A 17,078-nucleotide genomic window follows, 5' to 3' on the forward strand; every position below is an offset into this window, starting at 1 on the left:
CTGGCAGGCGCCCGGGGTACTGGCGAAGGTCGCGATGAACGCGCTCGGGCTGCTGTACCCGAACTCGTCCGGGATGCCGGTGACCGAACGGCCCTCGGCGAGCGCGATCGCGGCGTGCGGCAGCGACAGTTGGCCGCGCCAGCGTGGGAACGTGGTGCCCGGTTCGCGGTGGAACAGCCGGGAAAGGGTGCGCTCGCCGGGCGCAGTTCCATGCCGACCAGCGCACGGAGCAAGGTCTCCTTTTCCGGACAAGGCGGCTTGTTCCCGGTAAGGGCGAGCACCGCCTCACGCAGCAGCGGGGAGGTCTCGGGCAGGACCGGCTCCCGCACTCCGGGCGGATCGTGTTCGAACTGGGCTCCGCGGATCTCGGTGGCACCGTGCCTCCCCGCGCGGCGGCGCGATCCGGCTGCCGGTGCCGTGAGCGGGGCGGTGTTCGGCGCGCTGCTCGCCCCTTGCCGTTCCCGGATTCGCGCGCTGCACGGCGGGCCAGAGGATCCGGCGGATGCGTGCTTAGTCCGGGAAATACCGCGCCACGAGCGGCAGCACGTGCGCGCGCAGTTCCGGATCCAGCCCGATGCGGGTGCGACGATCCAGCACATCCTCGGCCAGCAGGGCGCCCTCGTTGCGGATCGCGAACCGCAGCTCGGCACCGGTGACCGTGGTGCCCTCGGCGATCGGGGCGAGCAGCTCCGGATCGCCGTGCGCTTCGGCGAGCACCCGGGGAGCCTCGGTGCCGTAAGCGCGCACCAGCCGGGCCGGTGCGGGCACCGAAGCCAGTCTGCCGCGCGGGGTGGCGCCGACGAGGGGGAGCCGTTTCGTGCGGCACGGGCCCGCGGCGAGGTTCCTGGAGCCCACGGCGGCATCGACCGCGTCCTGGGCCATCCGCCGATAGGTGGTGAGCTTTCCGCCGACGATCGTGATCAGTCCATCGGTACCGTGCAGCACGCTGTGTTCCCGGGACACATCCGCGGTGCGCCCGCCTCCGGTGTCGAGCAGCGGCCGGAGCCCGGAGTAGGTGCCGAGCAGGCGAGCGCGGTCCAGTGGCTCGGCGAGCGCGGAATTGACCGTGTCGAGCAGGAAATCGATCTCGGCCGCGCTCGCCTCGGGCACATCCGGGATCGGACCCTCGGCCTCCTCGTCGGTGAGCCCGACGTACACCCGGCCGTCCCTGGCGGGCAGCGCGAACACGAACCGGTTGCGCTCACCGGGAACCGGGATCGTGAGCCCCGCGGTGAGGCCGCCGAACTCGCTGGACGGGAACACCAGGTGGGTTCCCCGGCTCGGGCGCAGCCGCACACCCTCGGCCAGTTCACCGGCCCACACCCCGGCCGCGTTGACCACCGCGCGGGCTCGCACCTGGATACCGCGTCCGCCGATGGTGTCCCGCAGCACCGCGCCGTCCCCGGTGACCGCACCGGCCGCGCACCGGGTGAGCACCCGGGCCCCGTGCGCCGCCGCGGTCCTGGCGAGCGCGGTGACCAGGCGGGCGTCATCGGTGAGCTGGCCGTCCCAGAACACCAGTCCGCCACGCAGCCCTTCGCCGCGCACGGTCGGGGCGAGCCTGCGCACCAGGGAGGGCCGGACGCGCCGCGAGCGGGGAAGCGTGGCCGGGGAGGTCCGCGCCGCGGTGCGCAGTGCGTCCCCGGCCAGGTATCCGGCGCGCACCAGTGCGGACTCGCTCTTGGACACCCCGGGCAGCAGCGGGATGAGCTGGGGCAGCGGGTGAACCAGATGCGGCGCGGTGCGTTCGAGGAGAATGCCGCGTTCCACCGCGCTCTCGTAGGCGATGCCGACCCCGCCGCTGGCCAGATACCGCAGCCCGCCGTGCACGAGTTTGGAGCTCCACCTACTGGTGCCGTTGGCCAGATCGGCGCGTTCGGCGAGCACCACGGAAAGGCCGCGGGATACCGCGTCCAGTGCGATGCCCGTCCCGGTGACCCCGCCGCCGATCACGAGCACATCCACCCGGGGATCGGCTTCGAGCGCGGCGAGTTCGGCGGTGCGGCGGCCCGCGTTCAGATCGGGGTTCGGATCGGGGTTCATGGCGTGAGATACCTCGTGAGCAGTTGGCGCAGTTCCTCGTCCAGCGCGGTGAGTTCGGCCTCGGTCTCGGCGAGTACCGGTCCGGTGAGGGTGAACGACCACGCGGTCAGCAGCACGGCCTTGGCCCGGGCGTCCTGATCGCCCGCGCGCACGGTGCCCCGTTCCGCGCCCGCGGTCAGCGCCGCCTCGATCGTGCCGAGCTGCGCGGTCGTGGTGGTTCCCCTGCGCCGTACCAGATAGGGCAGCAGAACCTCCGGGTCGAGCGCGATGATCTTCTGCAGCATCGGGTGCGCGCGCACCTGCCGGACCACCCGCACCAGTTCCTCGGCGAGGTCGACCTCGCCGTGCTGGGCCGCGATCCCCAGCCGCGCCCATTCGCGGGTCATCAGCGCGGCCACGACCTGGCGCACATCGCTCCAGCGCCGGTAGAGCGTGGCGCGGGAGACCCCGCTGGCGCGGGCGATATCGGACATCGTCATCCGGCGTACCCCGATCCCGAGCAGCAGTTCGTAGGCGGCGTCCAGGATCTGCTCCTCCGGGATGGCGTTCGCCGGCTCGAGGGTATTGCGTCGCTGCGACATAGTGTGTCAATTTGTAACAGTGTCGAGCCCAGAATTCCACCCGTACCGCTGGGGCACCGCTTCGCTGGAGCTGCCCGAGGCCGTCCGCGCCGCGCTCGCCGCCTTCGGGGTGCGGGAACCGGAGAACCCGCCGGTCGCCGTCGAACAGGCCGCGCTGCCGGATCCGGTGCTGAGCGAACCGGCCGAGGCGGCGCTCGCAGCGATCGTCGGTGCGGACCGGGTACAGACCGGGCGGGCCGCGCGTGTGGGGCACACGCGCGGCTGGTCCACCCCCGACCTGCTGGCCCTGCGCGCCGGGGATGCGGCGGACGCCCCGGACGCGGTGGTCAGTCCGGGAACGCACGAGCAGACGGTCGCGGTACTGGAGACCTGCGCCGCGCACCGGATCGCCGTGGTGCCCTACTCCGGTGGCACCTCGGTGGTCGGCGGGCTGGTCCCGGCGCGCTCCGGGTTCGCCGCGGTGATCAGCCTGGACACCCGCGCGCTCACCGGTCTGCAGGAGTTCGACGAGATCTCGCGCACTGCACGGTTCGGGGCCGGGACGCGGGGCCCCGAAGCCGAGCGGTCGCTCGGCGAACGCGGGTACACCCTCGGGCATTTCCCGCAGTCCTACGAGGGAGCCTGCCTCGGCGGATACGCCGCCGCCCGGTCGGCCGGTCAGGCCTCCGCCGGATACGGGCGTTTCGACGAGATGGTCGTCGGGCTGACGTTGGCCACCCCGCGCGGCACGGTCACCCTCGGCACCGCGCCGAAGGCGGCGACCGGACCGGATCTGCGCCAGCTGGTGCTCGGTTCGGAGGGCACGCTCGGCGTGATCACCTCGGTGACCGTACGGGTGCGCCGTGCCCCCGCCGAACAGGCCTACGAGGGCTGGCGGTTCGGTTCCTTCGCCGAGGGCGCGACCGCACTGCGCCGCCTCGCCCAGGACGGCCCGCTGCCCGCCGTGCTGCGGCTCTCCGATGAGGCGGAGACCGCGGTGAACCTCGCGGATCCCGCCGCGGGTCCCGGATCGGGCGGCTGCCTGGCGATCATCGGGTACGCGGACGGGCTCGAATCCCGCTCGGCGATCGACGAGGTGCTGCGCGAGGCGGGCGGGGAACCGCTCGGCGACGGCCCCGGGCAGGCCTGGGAGGCCGGGCGATACCGCGCCCCGTACCTGCGGGACGCGCTGCTCGACGCGGGCGCGTTCGCGGAAACCCTGGAAACGGCGACCTTCTGGTCCAACCTGGACACGGTCAAGGCCGCGGTCACCGAGGCGATCACCGCGCACCTGGAGCGCGCGCTCGTGCTCTGCCACATCTCGCACGTCTACGAGACCGGAGCCTCGCTGTACTTCACCGTGGTGTGCGCCCAGGGCACGGACCCGGCAGGGCGCTGGGCGGAGGCGAAACACGCGGCGAACGCGGCGATCCGCACCGCGGGTGCGGCGATCACCCACCATCACGGTGTCGGCACCGATCATCGGGACACCTATCTGGACGAGATCGGCCCGCTCGCGGCCGACGCCTTGCGCGGGGCCAAACGCGCGCTCGATCCCGAGGGGATCATGAACCCCGGCGTGCTGCTGCCCGCGGACGGCTGAGATGCGTGAGTTCACCGCCCTGATCAACCCGGTCTCCGGGGGTGGGGAGGCGGCCGCGCGGCTCCGCCCGGTCCTGGCGGCCTTGCGCGCCTTGGGATCCGAGGTCGTGCTCGAACGGACCCGCAGCGCCGCGCATGCCAGTGAGCTCGCGTTCGAGGCTGCCGGGAACGGGCGGGTGGTGCTCGCCGTCGGCGGGGACGGGCTGGTGCGCGATGCCGCGGGCGCGGTGGTGCGCGCGGGCGGAACCCTGGGCATCGTGCCCGCCGGACGGGGCAACGATTTCGCCCGCACCCTCGGCCTTCCCGCCGAACCGGACCGGCTGGCCGCGTTGCTGCACGAGGGCGCGGTGCGGGAGCTGGATGTGCTCGACGCGGACGGGGTGATCGTGCCCGGCAACGTGTACGCCGGGATCGATTCCAAGGCAAGCGTGCTGATCAACGCCAACCGGTGGGTGCCGGCCGCGCTGCTGTACCGGATCGCCCCGGTACTCGCCTTTCTGCGCTGGAAACCCGCCGAATACACCCTCGAGATCGACGGCGAACAACTCCGGGCGCGGGCGAACACCGTGGTGCTGGCGAATTCCGGGGCCTACGGGCACGGCTTGCGGATCGTGCCGCCCGCCGTGCTGGACGACGGCCGCGCCGATGTGCTCGTGGTCGGCGAGGGACCGCGTTCGGCGATCGTGCGGTTCATGCGCGAGGCGAAGACCGGATCGCATGTGCGCCGCCCCGAGGTCAGCCTGCGCACCGCGCGGGAGATCCGCATGCGGGTGGACCGCCCGGTCCCGCTGTGCGCGGACGGGGACGTGATCGGTGAACTTCCGGTCACCGTGCGGCTGCGTCCGGGGGCGTTGCGGGTGATCACCGGCTGATTGTCACGAAAACCGGGGCTGTCCGGTCTGACTTGTCGAGAGCGACAGGAAGGAAGGGATGGCCATGATCCTGGTGACCGGGGCGTCCGGACGGCTCGGCGGCGCGCTGCTGGACCGGCTCGCCGGACAGGGGGAGCGGGTGCGCGCGCTCAGCCGCAGGGCACGCTCGGGTGGCGGTGCCGAATGGGTGCGCGGTGACCTGAGCAGCGGCGAAGGACTCGAAGCCGCGCTCGACGGAATCGGCACGGTGATCCACGGCGCGACGACGATCGGGCGCGCCGACAGCGCGGCGACCGAGCGGCTGCTCCAGGTGGCGCGGCGCGCGGGCGTACGGCATTTCGTCTATGTCTCGATCGTCGGGGTGGACGCGATCCCGTTTTTCTATTACCGCACGAAACTCGAATGCGAACGGCTGGTCGCCGCCTCCGGGATACCGTGGACGGTGCTGCGGGCCACCCAGTTCCACGAGCTGCTCGCCCAGATCTTCGCGGTGCAGCGGTTCTCGCCCGTCCTGCTGACCGTGTCCGGGCTGCGGTTCCAGCCGGTGGACACCACCGAAGTCGCCGAGCGCCTCGCGCTGCTCGCCGGAGGACCGGCTCAGGGCATGGCCGCGGAGATCGGCGGGCCGGAAGTGCTCGGGATGCGCGAGCTCAACCGCCGGTACGCGCGTTCCCGGGGCTGGCACAAACCCGTGCTCACCGTCCCCGGTTCCGGCACGGTGCTGCGCCGCTTCCGGGAAGGGCACAACCTCACCCCGGAGCACGCCGACGGGACGATCGGTTTCGCCCGGTTCCTCGCCGAGGGAGCGGGGAAATGATCGCGCGCCGGATACTGCGCGGCGGTCTCGCGCTGCTCACGCTGACCCAGCTCGCGGTCGGGCTCGTGGCGCTGTTCCTGCCGCACTGGTTCTTCTCGTTCCCGGTCGTCGGGATGGGAATGGCGTACAACCCGCACCTGATGATGGATTACGGCGCGATGGGGCTGGCCACCTGCGTCGTGCTGGGCACCGCGGTGTTCCGCCTCCGGCTCGCGCGGCTCGCGCTGCTGGTGTACCTCGTCTTCGCGGTGGCGCACTTCGGCATCCACGTGCGCTTCATCGACTGCCTGAGCCCGGCGACCGCGACCGGATTGCTCGTGGTGCTCGGTTTCGCGATCGCGATCCCGCTCGGTCTGCTGGCGCTGACCCGTCAGTCCTCGCCGAGCAGTTCGGCGAGCACCACGGCGTGACTGTGCTCCAGGTCCTTGGTCGCGGTGAGCAGGGTGACGGTGCCCGTGGTGTGTGCCAGCCGGTGCACCGCAGGGTTCCCGCTCAGCTCGGCCCGGTAGCGCTCGCGGAACTCGTCGAACCGTTCCGGGCGGTGGCCATACCAGGTGCGCAGTTCGGATGAGGGCGCGAGGTCCTTGCCCCACTCGTCCATGGCCAGTGCCTCGCGGCGGACCCCGCGCGGCCACAGCCGGTCGATGAGCACCCGGAGGCCCTCGTCCGGTTTCTCGGCGGCGTACACCCGCCGGATTCGTATCGTCGGTCGTGCCATACTTCCATTGTGCGCTTCCACTGCTCGTTCCGGGGGTATTTGGGGCCGCACCCCTTCCGCCCGCGTTCGGTCTATGTTAAGAAACTTTCCGAACTCTGAGCGGAGGTCGCATGAACCGGAAGCTGCGAACAGGACTCGTCTCGATCACCGCGCTCGTGCTCATGGCCTCCGGGATACCCGCGGTCGCCGCGGATGCCGCCGCTGGCGCGCCGGACAGTGCGGCGCAGGGACTGCGCACCATCGGGAAAGCGGGCTGGCAAGTGGCCAGCAGTGCCGACGCGCCGCAGGGCGGGGCCGAGGTCTCCAGCCCGCAATTCGCCACGAAGGGCTGGCTCCCGGTGCGCCCGGACGACGCCGGTGCGCCGGGCACCGAGATCGGCGCGCTGGTGCAGAACGGTGCCTGCCCCAACGTTTTCTACTCCGACAATATGCGCAAGTGCTTCGGCTATCAGGCCAAGCGCGGACCGGTGGAGACCAAACGGTTCGCGGTGCCGTGGTGGTTCCGCACCACCTTCACCGCGAACCCGCACTTCGGCGGGCACCATCAGCTGGTACTCGACGGCGTGGTCGGCGAGGCCGATATCTGGCTCAACGGCAAGAAGATCGCCGATCGTTCGCAGGTGTCCGGGGCGTTCGCCGAACACCGGCTGGACGTGAGCGGGGCGCTGCGGCCGGGCGCGAACTCGCTCGCGGTGCGGATGTACCCGAACGATCCGCAGAAGCAGTTCACCCTCTCCGCGCTGGACTGGAGTCAGCTTCCTCCGGACAACCAGACCGGTATCGAGCTGCTGGTCCAGCTGCGCACCAGTGGACCGGTCGCGATCGGGAATTCCCATGTACTGCAACACAATGCGGCGGATCTGCACGACTCGGAGCTCACCGTGCGGACCGAGGTGAGCAATGCGAGCGACCGCCCGCAGCGGGCGATGGTGACCGCGCGGGTGAGCCGACCACGTGGCGCGGGTGCCCCGATTTCGCTGCACCGCGCGGTTCTCGTGCCACCGCGCAGCACACGACAGGTCGGCTTCACCCCGGCCGATGAGCGCCGGCTGCGGATCGAGCACCCCAGGATCTGGTGGCCCTACCGGATGGGCGGCCAGCCGCTGTACACGGTGGACACCGCGGTCGCGCAGTACGGCCGGATCTCGAACAGCGAGCACCAGGACTTCGGTATTCGCACGGTGACCTCGAAGCTGGTCGGGAAATCCAAGGCGGCGCCACACGGGGTGCGGCAGTACAGCATCAACGGCAGGCCCTTCGTGGTGCGCGGCGGTGGGTTCGGCCAGGATCTGCTGCTGCACTATTCCCGAGGGGACATCGCACACCAGTTCGCGCTGATGAAGAACATGGGGATCAATCTGGTGCGCCTCGAAGGCCACGAGATGCCGCCGGACTTCTACCGGCAGGCCGACCGGGCCGGGATGCTCATCGAGTCCGGTTTCCTGTGCTGCGTGGATTCCTGGCAGCCGCCCGAGGACGGTTCCGGGCTCAGCGAACGGGATTACGCGATCATGCACCGGTCCGCGCGCTCGATCGGGGAGCGGCTGCGTTCGCATCCGAGCGTGATCACCTACACCTGGAGCGACAACGCGCCGCCCCCGCGGCAGGAGAAGGAATCGCTGGCGGGCTTCGCCGAGGCCGATTTCGACGTCCCGTTCATCGCTTCCTCGGAGTACAAGAGCAGCCCGGAACTCGGTCCGGCCGGGGAGAAGGAAGGGCCGTACGACTGGGTTCCACCGAACTACTGGTACGACAGGAAACACTTCGACACAGAAGACTCCTCCCTCACCAACGCGGGCGGGGCGTGGGGATTCGACAGCGAACAGAGCGCGGGCAACACCGTGCCCACCCTGGACTCGCTGAAGTCCTTTCTATCTCCCGAAGAGCTGCGCAAACTGTGGACCGATCCGGAATATCACCAATACCACAACAACTACGAGTCCGGGCACGACGGCTACGCGTTCGGCACCCTGTACCACTTCGACACGGCGCTCGCGAAACGGTACGGGAAGTGGAACAGCCTGGAATCCTATGTGCGCGCCGCGCAGGTGCAGAACTACGAGAACACCCGCGCCCAGTTCGAGGCCTTCCTCGATCATTCGACGGACAAGCCGGTGCCCGCGACGGGAACGATCTACTGGCAGCTGAACAAGGGCTGGCCGAGTCTGCTGTGGACACTCTACGGCTACGACGGTGATCAGGCGGGCGGTTATTTCGGTGCGCAGGCGGCGAACCGCCCGCTGCACGCGCTCTACACCCAGAACGCCGACGGTGCGGACAGCGTCACCGTGGACAACCTCACCGGGAAAACCGCGCGCGATCTCTCGGTGCACGCGGTCGTGCGCGATCTGCACGGTACGGTGCTCGATGATCAGCGTGCCGAGGGGCTGACCCTGCAGAGCCAGGGAGTGCGGAACTCGGTGCTCGCCCCGAAAACCCCGGAGCACGGCGTCTATTTCGTGGAACTGCGGCTGGAACGCGCCGGAAAGCTGGTGGACCGCAACGTGTACTGGCGTTCCGCGGACGGCAAGGACACCGTGGACTGGGGTAAGACGCTCGGCAATCCGCAGGCCACGATGACCGGCTACGCCGACCTTTCCGCGCTGCACGACCTGCCGAAGGCGACCGTTTCCGCGCAGGCGCACACCAGGAAGGTCGGGGACGAGCGAGTGACCACGGTGACGCTGAGGAACACCTCGCCCGGTACCGCTGCGGCCTTCTTCCTGCGCGCCGATCTGCGCGATTCGGCGAACGGATCCGCTGTGCCGCAAGGAATCTGGTCGGGCAACGAGGTGACCCTGTGGCCCGGGCAGAGCCAGCGCATCCAGGTCAGCTACTCCGCGAAGGATCTGCGCGGCAGCCCGGAGATCAGCATCGGCGGGTGGAACACCGTTCCGGTCACCGTGCGATAGCGCCATATCGACGGTGATCCGGTCACTGGGATCCGGCCTTGCCAGCCACCGGAACCTTTTCTACGGTGACTCGATGCGGTTCACCTACGCCGAGGCCATGACGGACCCGGATTTCCACCTTCCGCTGGCCAAGGCGGCCGAACAGGCAGGGTACGACAGCATCGCGGTCGCGGACAGTATCGGATACCCCGAGCACTCCGACTCGAAGTACCCGTACACTCCGGACGGAGACCGCGGTTTTCTCGAGGACAAGGCGTTCATCGAGACTTTTCTGCTGATCGCCGCGATGGGCGCGGTGACCACACGGCTGCGGTTCACTCCGTTCGTACTGAAACTGCCGATCCGGCCACCGGTGCTGGTCGCCAAGCAGGCGGCCTCGGTGGCGTACCTGACCGGCAACCGACTCGGTCTCGGGGTCGGGGTATCGCCATGGCCCGAGGACTTCGGGATGATGGGTGTGCCGTTCGCCAAGCGTGGCAAGCGGATGAACGAATGCATCGATATCCTGCGCGGGCTGACCGCGGGCGGGTACTTCGAGTTCCATGGTGAGTGTTACGACATTCCCTCGCTCAAGATCTGCCCGGTACCGGCCGAGTCGGTGCCGGTCCTGATCGGCGGGCATTCCGACGCCGCCTTGCGGCGGGCCGCGATTCGTGGTGACGGCTGGATGCACGCCGGCAGCGATGCCGAGGAACTGGATGTGCTGCTCGGCAAGCTTTCCGCCTTTCGTGCGGAGGCCGGACGTGCGGAAGATCCGTTCGAGGTACACGTCATCTCGGCGGATACGTACACCGTCGACGGCATCAAACGACTCGAGGACAAGGGTGTCACCGACGTCATCGTCGGTTTCCGGATGCCGTATGTCGTGGGCCCCGACACCGAGCCGCTCGACAAGAAGATCGAACACCTCGAACGGTACGCCGAACGCGTCATCGCCAAAGTCGGCCGATAGCTCGGGCCGGTCACCGTGCCCGCCGGGTGATCACGGTTCCGGATGGCGGTTCCGGACCGGGCTGACCGCTTCCAGCGCGGCACCCGCGCCCAGCACGGTGTTCTCGGTGTACCACGGAGAAACCAGCTGGACCCCGATGGGCAGTCCGTCGGCCGCGGCGCCGAACGGCAGGGACAGCGCGGGCAGCCCGGTGAGGTTGAACGGGACCGTGGCGCGCATGATGCCGCGCGCGGGCACGGTCGCCTCGCCCGCCGGGAACCTCGAGCGGGCGTGCGGCGGAGCCGGGACGGGGCACACCGGGCACACCAGCAGGTCGTAGCGTTCGAAATACTCGGCGAACAGTGCGGCGAGTTCCTCGACCCGTTGCTGTGCGGCGACATAGTCGGCCAGGGGCACTTCGGGGGCCTCGATCGTCCGCTGGATGACCGGATGCAGCTCGGCCTCCCGGCCCGCGGTGATCCGCCGGAAGTACGGCACGATCTCGGCGGTGAACAGCACCGCGCCCAGCGTCGTGCCGTCGATCTCCGCCAATCCGGGCGGCGCGGCGGGTTCCACGGCACAGCCCAGCTCGCGCAGTGCCTCGGCCGCGTTCCGCACGGTCGCGGCCACCTCCTCGTCCACCGGACCGAAGGCGGGATCACAGGCCCAGCCGACTCGCAGCCCGGACAGCTCCCGCCCGGCCCGCGGCGGGGAATGCCGCACGTAGCCGTCGCGGCCGTCCGGCCCGGCCAGGATCGAGTGCGCGGTCGCGAGATCCCGCACACTGCGCGCCATCGGTCCGACATGCCAGTAGCGTGCGGGCGCTGAAGGCCAGTGCCCGGTGATCGGAATCCGGCCCCTGCTCGCCTTCAGCGCCGCGATACCGGTGTCATGGGCGGGACCGCGCACCGAGATCGCCACATCACTGCCGATCCCCAGCGGGGACATTCCGGCGGCGATCGCGGCCGATTCCCCGCCGCTGGAACCGCCCGGGGTTCGCTCGCCGTTCCACGGATTGTGCGTGCGCCCGAGCAGTGGATTGTCCGTTTCGGTCCAGTAGGAGAACTCCGGCAGGTTCGTCTTGGCGAGCGGGATCCCACCAGCGGCGCGCAACCGGGCCACCGCGGTCGCGTCCGCCGCGGCCCGGTGCCCGGCGAACAGCGTGGAGCCGCGGGTACTCGGCGCCCCGGCCACATCGAGCGAATCCTTGACGGTGAACGGAACCCCGTGCAGCGGGCCGAGCACCTCGCCTGCGCCGACCGCCCGGTCCGCGGTCGCCGCGGCCTCCAGCGCCTGATCGGCGAGTACCGTCACCATCGCGTTGAGCCGCGGGTTCACCGCCTCGATGCGATCCAGATGCGCCCGCAGCACCTCGACCGCGGAGACCTGTCCCGCGGCGATCAGCCCGGCAAGCGCGGTCGCGTCCTGCCACCGGATGTCCTCCACCGGCGTGCTCCTTCCGTCGAACGCGGGATCACGTTACAACCGGAAGAGTTTTTCGGCGTTGCCGTGGGTGATCTTGTGTTTTTCCTCGCTGCCCAGCGAGAGCCCGCCGAGGAAGGACCGGGTGCCGTCGAGGGTGAGGTACGGGTAGTCGACCGACCAGATCAGCCGGTCGAGGCCGAGGGTCTCCCGGATGAACTCGAAGTGCGCCCGGTGGAACATGCCGCTCGGGGTGATCCACACATTGCTGCGATAGATCTCGCTGACCGGTTTTCCGAGGCCGCTGATCGACGTGGGGATGACGTGGTCGAGCCGGTGCAGGTAGAAGGGCACCAGTTCGCCCCAGTGCCCGCTGATGACCTGCAGCCCGGGGAGCCGTTCGAAGACTCCGGAGAGGATCAGGCGCAGCAGGTGGACACCGGCCTCGTGATGCCATCCCCAGCCACCGAGCGAGAACTGGGTGCTGACCTCCTCGGGCAGCCCGGCGTAATAGGCCTGCTGGACCTGCGGAACGGGGTGGAACGGGTGCAGGTAGAGCGGCACGCCGAGTTCGGTGATCTTCTCGAGCACGGGCCGGTACGCGGGATCGTCGAGGAAGGTGTCCCCGGGGCGCCCGACGAGCAGCACCCCGCGCAGACCGAGCCCGGTGACCGCGTGCTCGAGTTCCTGGGCAGCCGCGGCGGGGAGTTGCCAGGGCAGCATGGCGAATCCCTGCAGGCGCTCGGGATTCGCGGCGACCGCCTCGGCGAGCCGCTCGTTCGCGGCGCGGGCGAGCGTGCGTGCCTGCTCCGGCGGAGCGAGCTGGATCGGGGTGCTGTAGGACACGATCTGCATGTCGATCCGGTGCTGATCCATGTTCGCGATCCGGCCCGCGCCGAGATCGGTGCCCAGCCGGATCGCTTCGCTCATCTCGACCAGGTTCGGCCGGGTGGGGTCGGGTGGCCCGGACGCGGCTTTCGGCGAGCTCTGCAGGGACATGTAGGGCGCTTCCCGTTCCAGGGACGGCGCGGCCGCCTGCCCGGTCGCGGGGTCCATCGTGTGTTCCTCGATGCAGATGAGTTTCATCGGTCTCCTCCGGAATCTGTCGCGCCGCGGACCGTGTCGGGTGGAAGTGCGTCGCCGCGCCAGGCGACGATGCCGTCCGGGCGGATGAGGACGAGCGCGTGCTCGTAGCGCGCGGCGATGGATTCCTCACCGATATCGATGACCTGCACGGGTAATCCCGAACCCGGCAGTGCGGTGGTGCTCACGCTGGTGTCGAAGCGAAGCAAGGTGAATCCGTCCCCGAACAGATCCAGCACGGATCGCCCGTCCGGTAGCCAGGCATGCGGTGCCCGGTGCCCCGGTCGCGCGCTCGGGGTGTACTCGCTTGCCTCATCGGGTGGTTCCGGGCTGCCGTCATCGAGAATGACCGGCGAGTCCCGATAGCGGTAGCCGAGCGCCACACCGCGGGAGAACCACTCCTGTTCCAGCTTGCCGCTCAACCGCGTGGCGGCCTGGGCACGTTCCCGTTCTCCCCCGGCCGAATCCTCGTGGATGTGCTCGTAGCGCATCGGTTGCGACCAGACCGTGTAGTTCGCGCTCGAGTAGGCACCGTTGCGCAGCGCGACCTCGCGGCGTTCGGCGCTGTAGGCGTCCAGCAGCGTTTCCCCGCCCCAGCCGGGCAACCGGGCAGCCAGTACCCAGCCGAGCCCCGCGGCGTCGAGCAGTCCGGTGTTCGCGCCGTGCCCACCGGTCGGCGACATGGTATGCGCGCTGTCCCCGGCGAGGAGCACCCGGCCGCTGCGGAAGGCGCGGGCGGTGTACCGGCTGCGCCGCCAAGGCACCACCTTGAGCAGCTCCCACGGCACGTCCGCGCGCCCGAACGCCCGCTCGAGATGCGCGGCCGGGTCGAGTTCGTCCGGGTTGAGCCTGCTCTCCGCCCCGATCAGGGTCAGCCGGTAGATCGATCGGCCGTCCATCGCGGTGAGATTGCCCCACACGCCGGTGGTGTCCAGAAACATGTACCGCTCGCCGGGCCCCATCGGGTGGTAGCGTTCGAAGTCCTCGACCCGGATGGTCAGGCTCACCGAATAGTCGAGATCCTCGCCCTCGAACGGGATCCCCGCCGACCGCCGGACCGCGCTGCCCACTCCGTCGGCGCCGACCAGATACCGGGCCCGTATCGTGTCCCGGCTCCCGTCGCGTGCCCGCACGACCGCGGTGACGGCTTCCCGGTCGTGCTCGGTGATCGCGGTGAACTCGGAACCGAGCCGGAAGTCCACGAGCCCGGTTTTCCCGGCGGCCGCGGCGAGGATCGGGGTGAAGGTGTACTGCGGACAGCTGCACAACACCTCGGCGCTGTACTCGGTGCCGCGTTCCCGATACGCCGGTACCGGGTCGCGACCGCACACGAAACCGTTCATCGAGGTGCAGTAGTAGGTGTCCCGTGGACGCTCCGGTGGGAAACCCGCCTCCGCGACCTGGCGCGCGATCCCCAGCGAGCGGAAGTACTCCATGCTCCGCTCGTTGAGCACCGTCGCCTTCGGCACGAATTCTCCGGACAGGTCCGGAGACCGGTCGACCACGGTGCTCGGCACGCCGCGCAGGCCGAGATCCAGTGCCAGGGCCAGCCCGACCGGTCCGCCGCCGATGATCAGGACGGTATTCGCTGCTGTCATGGTGTCGCTCCGTCCGCCGCTGCCTCGTTTGCTGAGCACATGACGAACAGCGCGGTCGCCTGCCGACCGGTCCGGTTGCGCCAGGCGTGCCTGGCCGTCAGCTGCACCAGGGTTTCCCCGGGGCACAGGGTGGTTTCCGCGTCGTCGAGCAGCACGGTCAGTTCGCCGTCGAGGACGATCGCGAAATCCACCGTTCCGGTCGCATGCATGCCCGGGATTTCCTCGTCCCCGGCATAGATTTCGGCGCCGTCCACCGCGGCGAAGGCGGCGCGCACCTGGTCGCCACCCGCGCCGAGCCAGCGTTCGTCCGGCGGGAACCGGATCAGCTTCGCCGCCAGGCCACGGGGCGGCGGTTCGATCCGTGCCCCGCTCATCCTCAGGGCGACATCCCCGCTCGCTGCGGGAAGTTCCGCCAGGCGCAGGAGATCGGTGATCGCACAGATCGCGGTGTCCTGCCCGACCGGTATTCGTTCGTCCGTGATCACCGTGGAGCGCCCGGTTTCGTCGCGGCCGGTCACCACCCGCCGCGTGCTGGTCGCCTCCGTCATCGGAGCCCTCCTTTCCGGGGTCAGCCGAGTGCGTTCGCCCCGGCCGTGGCGATCCGCTCATCCGCGCTCCAGTGCCCGCCGGAGACACCGATCCCGCCGATCACCCGGCCGTCGAGGGTCAGCGGCAGCCCGCCGCCGAAGGGCACGAACCGCTCGATCCCGTCCGGCGCGCCCATCGCCAACGGCGCGTCCTGTTGCAGGAACTCGTGCCACTGCGCGCTCGGCATGCCGAACCCGGCCGCCGTGTAGGCCTTGTCCTGTGCGATCTGGGTGGCCTGCAGCGCGGCGTCGTCCATCCGCCGGAACGCGAGCAGGTTCCCGCCCGCGTCCACCACGGCGACCGCCGAGGCCTGTCCGCTGTCCTGCGCGGCCGCGATCGCCGCCGCCACCACGTGCTGTGCCGCCGTGCTGCTGATGCTCGGTACCTGTCGAACGATCTCGGTCATGAATGAGCCCCTTCTGTGTGTTCGCTCGGTGCCTGCAGTTTATCAGTAGGCTGATAGTTGTCAATCTGCTGCCTGTCAGTATTGGGGCGATTTTTCGTGTGCTGATCGCCATGCGGGCGGTAAACTGGGCATATGGCGCATTACACGGCGCGGCTGCTGGCCTACATCAAGCGCGCGGAACAGGCCACGCAACAGGCCAAGGAGCAGGCGTTGCGCGAGTACGGCATCACTCCGGCGCAACAGGCCGCGCTGACCATCATCCAGGAGTACGACGGCATCAGCTCCGCCGAGCTCGCGCGGCAGTGCCAGGTCACCCCGCAGACCATGAACAGCACCGTGGGGCGCCTGGAGGCCCGCGGGCTGGTCGACCGCAGCCCGCATCCCATGCACCGCACCCTGATCGAACTGCGGCTCACCCCGGACGGGCGTGAACTGTTCACCCGCGCCGACAAACGGGTCGCCGCCCTCGACGCCGCCCTCGGCGCCGACCTCAGCGCCGCCGAGCTCGACACCCTCAAGAACCTGCTCACCCGCGTCGCCGAGGCGGCACCGCAGGCCGGGGCGCGACGGCGGCGCACCAAGAGCTCCTGAGGAACCGACGTGGCTTCCCTGCCGAATCATTCGGTGAGCGTGTCCGGCATCGTTGTCGACGAACTCGAGCGCGTGCTCGTCATCCGGCGCGCCGACAACGGACGTTGGGAAGCCCCCGGTGGAATTCTCGAACCGGGGGAGAGCTTCGCGGAAGGGGTGCGCCGCGAAGTCGCCGAAGAGACCGGGATGGACAGTGCCGTCGGCGAACTCAGCGGCGTCTACAAGAACATGTCCCGCGCGGTCGTCGCGCTCGTCTTCCGGTGCAGCCCGGCCGGTGCGGCCGTACAGTACACCGAGGAGGCGGCGGAAGTCCGCTGGATGACCCGTGAAGAGGTTCGTGCCCATATGTGCCCGGCCTTCGGCATCCGGGTGCTCGACGCATTCGAACCGGGAACACAGGTCCGCATTCACGACGGCGTGCATCTCGTATCCGGCCGGTAATGGGCTCACGTGCGCGGCAGGGCCGGCGCGGTGTCCGTATCTCCTTGTGCCTTCGAGGCCATGGTGTCCGAGGCGATGGCGTCGTCACGGTGGCGCGCCTGCTCGGAAGGGGCGCGAAACGGGAAGCCCCGGTGCTGTGCGGCGATAATTGGTGCCCCGAGCGCAGCTCGTCTGGCAGCCGCACAATCTTCCCGGGTGCCTGATCGTGAGCGGTATTCGCCTGCCCTATCCTGCTCGACTACAGGGGCTGTGCGGCGTCCTCACCGAACGCGCAGGTCTCCGGGGTGAGGGGCCGTCAGGGGGTCCTGGGTGCGGAGGACCGGCCCGTGGTCGTTCTCGACGGCGTATCCCTCCCTGGCCCAGTACTCGAAGCCGCCGATCATCTCCCTGACCTGGTACCCCAGCGTCGCGAATTCCAGTGCTGCCCGCGTCGCCGCGGGAATCGATGAGGACGAACTCGCCGCCGTCGCGCCCGTGCTGCCACCGCGCTGAGC

At 69.8% G+C, this 17,078-nt stretch carries 17 protein-coding genes and 1 pseudogene; 9 read left to right on the top strand and 9 right to left on the bottom strand.

What is annotated here, in order from left to right:
• The 3 genes and pseudogenes from A37U_RS54805 to A37U_RS0107655 all read right to left on the bottom strand — a co-directional run.
• Positions 1 to 252 (bottom strand): annotated as a pseudogene (locus A37U_RS54805) (helix-turn-helix domain-containing protein); the annotation flags it as partial.
• Positions 253 to 510: 258 nt separating this feature from the next.
• On the bottom strand, positions 511 to 2,043 hold the full coding sequence (locus A37U_RS0107650) for a glycerol-3-phosphate dehydrogenase/oxidase (RefSeq protein WP_020496036.1): 1,533 nt from the start codon (positions 2,041 to 2,043) through the stop codon (positions 511 to 513).
• Positions 2,040 to 2,624, bottom strand: a complete 585-nt coding sequence (locus A37U_RS0107655) for a TetR/AcrR family transcriptional regulator (RefSeq protein ID WP_020496037.1) — start codon at positions 2,622 to 2,624, stop codon at positions 2,040 to 2,042. The genes A37U_RS0107650 and A37U_RS0107655 overlap by 4 nt, the downstream gene beginning before the upstream one ends.
• Before the next feature lie 19 nt (positions 2,625 to 2,643).
• On the opposite strand from A37U_RS0107655, the gene A37U_RS0107660 reads away from it, so the two are divergent.
• From A37U_RS0107660 to A37U_RS42735, 4 genes are read left to right on the top strand one after another with little or no spacing between them, the layout of a single operon-like run.
• The gene (locus A37U_RS0107660; protein WP_020496038.1) at positions 2,644 to 4,206 is read left to right on the top strand and encodes an FAD-binding oxidoreductase; all 1,563 of its coding nucleotides are present in this window, start codon (positions 2,644 to 2,646) and stop codon (positions 4,204 to 4,206) included.
• Between the two features lies 1 nt (position 4,207).
• Positions 4,208 to 5,077: a diacylglycerol/lipid kinase family protein gene (locus A37U_RS0107665; protein WP_020496039.1), complete on the top strand. Its 870-nt coding sequence runs from the start codon at positions 4,208 to 4,210 to the stop codon at positions 5,075 to 5,077.
• A gap of 58 nt (positions 5,078 to 5,135) precedes the next feature.
• Positions 5,136 to 5,894 carry an SDR family oxidoreductase gene (locus A37U_RS0107670; RefSeq protein ID WP_020496040.1) on the top strand — a complete coding sequence of 253 codons (759 nt, stop codon included), beginning with the start codon at positions 5,136 to 5,138 and terminating at the stop codon, positions 5,892 to 5,894.
• Positions 5,891 to 6,304, top strand: a complete 414-nt coding sequence (locus A37U_RS42735; protein WP_020496041.1) for a hypothetical protein — start codon at positions 5,891 to 5,893, stop codon at positions 6,302 to 6,304. Before A37U_RS0107670 ends, A37U_RS42735 begins: the two co-directional genes overlap by 4 nt.
• Here the strand turns inward: A37U_RS42735 and A37U_RS0107680 are convergent.
• A complete protein-coding gene (locus tag A37U_RS0107680; RefSeq protein WP_040586836.1) occupies positions 6,265 to 6,612 on the bottom strand; it encodes a DUF488 domain-containing protein in 348 nt (115 codons plus the stop codon). The two genes, A37U_RS42735 and A37U_RS0107680, sit on opposite strands and share 40 nt — an antisense overlap.
• Positions 6,613 to 6,722: 110 nt before the next feature.
• On the opposite strand from A37U_RS0107680, the gene A37U_RS0107685 reads away from it, so the two are divergent.
• Together A37U_RS0107685 and A37U_RS0107690 are read left to right on the top strand one after the other, a co-directional pair.
• Positions 6,723 to 9,524, top strand: coding sequence for a glycoside hydrolase family 2 protein (locus tag A37U_RS0107685; RefSeq protein WP_020496043.1), 2,802 nt, complete (start codon positions 6,723 to 6,725; stop codon positions 9,522 to 9,524).
• A gap of 73 nt (positions 9,525 to 9,597) precedes the next feature.
• On the top strand, positions 9,598 to 10,476 hold the full coding sequence (locus A37U_RS0107690) for a TIGR03619 family F420-dependent LLM class oxidoreductase (protein ID WP_026196967.1): 879 nt from the start codon (positions 9,598 to 9,600) through the stop codon (positions 10,474 to 10,476).
• A gap of 30 nt (positions 10,477 to 10,506) precedes the next feature.
• Here the strand turns inward: A37U_RS0107690 and A37U_RS0107695 are convergent, their stop codons facing one another.
• From A37U_RS0107695 to A37U_RS0107715, 5 genes are read right to left on the bottom strand one after another with little or no spacing between them, the layout of a single operon-like run.
• Positions 10,507 to 11,901, bottom strand: a complete 1,395-nt coding sequence (locus tag A37U_RS0107695; protein ID WP_020496045.1) for an amidase — start codon at positions 11,899 to 11,901, stop codon at positions 10,507 to 10,509.
• Positions 11,902 to 11,934: 33 nt separating this feature from the next.
• Positions 11,935 to 12,963 (bottom strand): amidohydrolase family protein, encoded by a 1,029-nt coding sequence (locus A37U_RS42740; protein WP_020496046.1) that lies wholly within the window; start codon positions 12,961 to 12,963, stop codon positions 11,935 to 11,937.
• A complete protein-coding gene (locus tag A37U_RS0107705) occupies positions 12,960 to 14,558 on the bottom strand; it encodes an FAD-dependent monooxygenase (RefSeq protein ID WP_020496047.1) in 1,599 nt (532 codons plus the stop codon). The genes A37U_RS42740 and A37U_RS0107705 overlap by 4 nt, the downstream gene beginning before the upstream one ends.
• Positions 14,555 to 15,106, bottom strand: coding sequence for a cupin domain-containing protein (locus A37U_RS51325; protein WP_020496048.1), 552 nt, complete (start codon positions 15,104 to 15,106; stop codon positions 14,555 to 14,557). Before A37U_RS51325 ends, A37U_RS0107705 begins: the two co-directional genes overlap by 4 nt.
• A 20-nt stretch (positions 15,107 to 15,126) precedes the next feature.
• Entirely contained in the window at positions 15,127 to 15,552 is a 426-nt protein-coding gene (locus tag A37U_RS0107715; protein ID WP_020496049.1) for a GlcG/HbpS family heme-binding protein, read from the bottom strand.
• A 132-nt stretch (positions 15,553 to 15,684) separates the two neighbouring features.
• Between A37U_RS0107715 and A37U_RS0107720 the strand changes: the two genes are divergently transcribed.
• From A37U_RS0107720 to A37U_RS51330, 3 genes are all read left to right on the top strand, one after another.
• Positions 15,685 to 16,143: a MarR family winged helix-turn-helix transcriptional regulator gene (locus A37U_RS0107720; protein WP_020496050.1), complete on the top strand. Its 459-nt coding sequence runs from the start codon at positions 15,685 to 15,687 to the stop codon at positions 16,141 to 16,143.
• 9 nt (positions 16,144 to 16,152) lie between these two features.
• Positions 16,153 to 16,584, top strand: coding sequence for an NUDIX hydrolase (locus A37U_RS0107725; protein ID WP_020496051.1), 432 nt, complete (start codon positions 16,153 to 16,155; stop codon positions 16,582 to 16,584).
• Positions 16,585 to 16,893: 309 nt separating this feature from the next.
• On the top strand, positions 16,894 to 17,076 hold the full coding sequence (locus tag A37U_RS51330; RefSeq protein ID WP_157182680.1) for a hypothetical protein: 183 nt from the start codon (positions 16,894 to 16,896) through the stop codon (positions 17,074 to 17,076).
• Positions 17,077 to 17,078: the final 2 nt, after the last annotated feature.

The sequence above is a fragment of the Sciscionella marina DSM 45152 genome, from assembly GCF_000379465.1.
GTDB lineage: Bacteria > Actinomycetota > Actinomycetes > Mycobacteriales > Pseudonocardiaceae > Sciscionella > Sciscionella marina.

Coding starts and splice junctions, on each gene's coding strand:
- A37U_RS0107650 (WP_020496036.1), bottom strand. CDS start 2,043: ATGAACCCCGATCCGAACCCCGATCTGAACGCGGGCCGCCGCACCGCC.
- A37U_RS0107655 (WP_020496037.1), bottom strand. CDS start 2,624: ATGTCGCAGCGACGCAATACCCTCGAGCCGGCGAACGCCATCCCGGAG.
- A37U_RS0107665 (WP_020496039.1), top strand. CDS start 4,208: ATGCGTGAGTTCACCGCCCTGATCAACCCGGTCTCCGGGGGTGGGGAG.
- A37U_RS0107670 (WP_020496040.1), top strand. CDS start 5,136: ATGGCCATGATCCTGGTGACCGGGGCGTCCGGACGGCTCGGCGGCGCG.
- A37U_RS42735 (WP_020496041.1), top strand. CDS start 5,891: ATGATCGCGCGCCGGATACTGCGCGGCGGTCTCGCGCTGCTCACGCTG.
- A37U_RS0107680 (WP_040586836.1), bottom strand. CDS start 6,612: ATGGCACGACCGACGATACGAATCCGGCGGGTGTACGCCGCCGAGAAA.
- A37U_RS0107685 (WP_020496043.1), top strand. CDS start 6,723: ATGAACCGGAAGCTGCGAACAGGACTCGTCTCGATCACCGCGCTCGTG.
- A37U_RS0107690 (WP_026196967.1), top strand. CDS start 9,598: ATGCGGTTCACCTACGCCGAGGCCATGACGGACCCGGATTTCCACCTT.
- A37U_RS42740 (WP_020496046.1), bottom strand. CDS start 12,963: ATGAAACTCATCTGCATCGAGGAACACACGATGGACCCCGCGACCGGG.
- A37U_RS0107705 (WP_020496047.1), bottom strand. CDS start 14,558: ATGACAGCAGCGAATACCGTCCTGATCATCGGCGGCGGACCGGTCGGG.
- A37U_RS51325 (WP_020496048.1), bottom strand. CDS start 15,106: ATGACGGAGGCGACCAGCACGCGGCGGGTGGTGACCGGCCGCGACGAA.
- A37U_RS0107715 (WP_020496049.1), bottom strand. CDS start 15,552: ATGACCGAGATCGTTCGACAGGTACCGAGCATCAGCAGCACGGCGGCA.
- A37U_RS0107720 (WP_020496050.1), top strand. CDS start 15,685: ATGGCGCATTACACGGCGCGGCTGCTGGCCTACATCAAGCGCGCGGAA.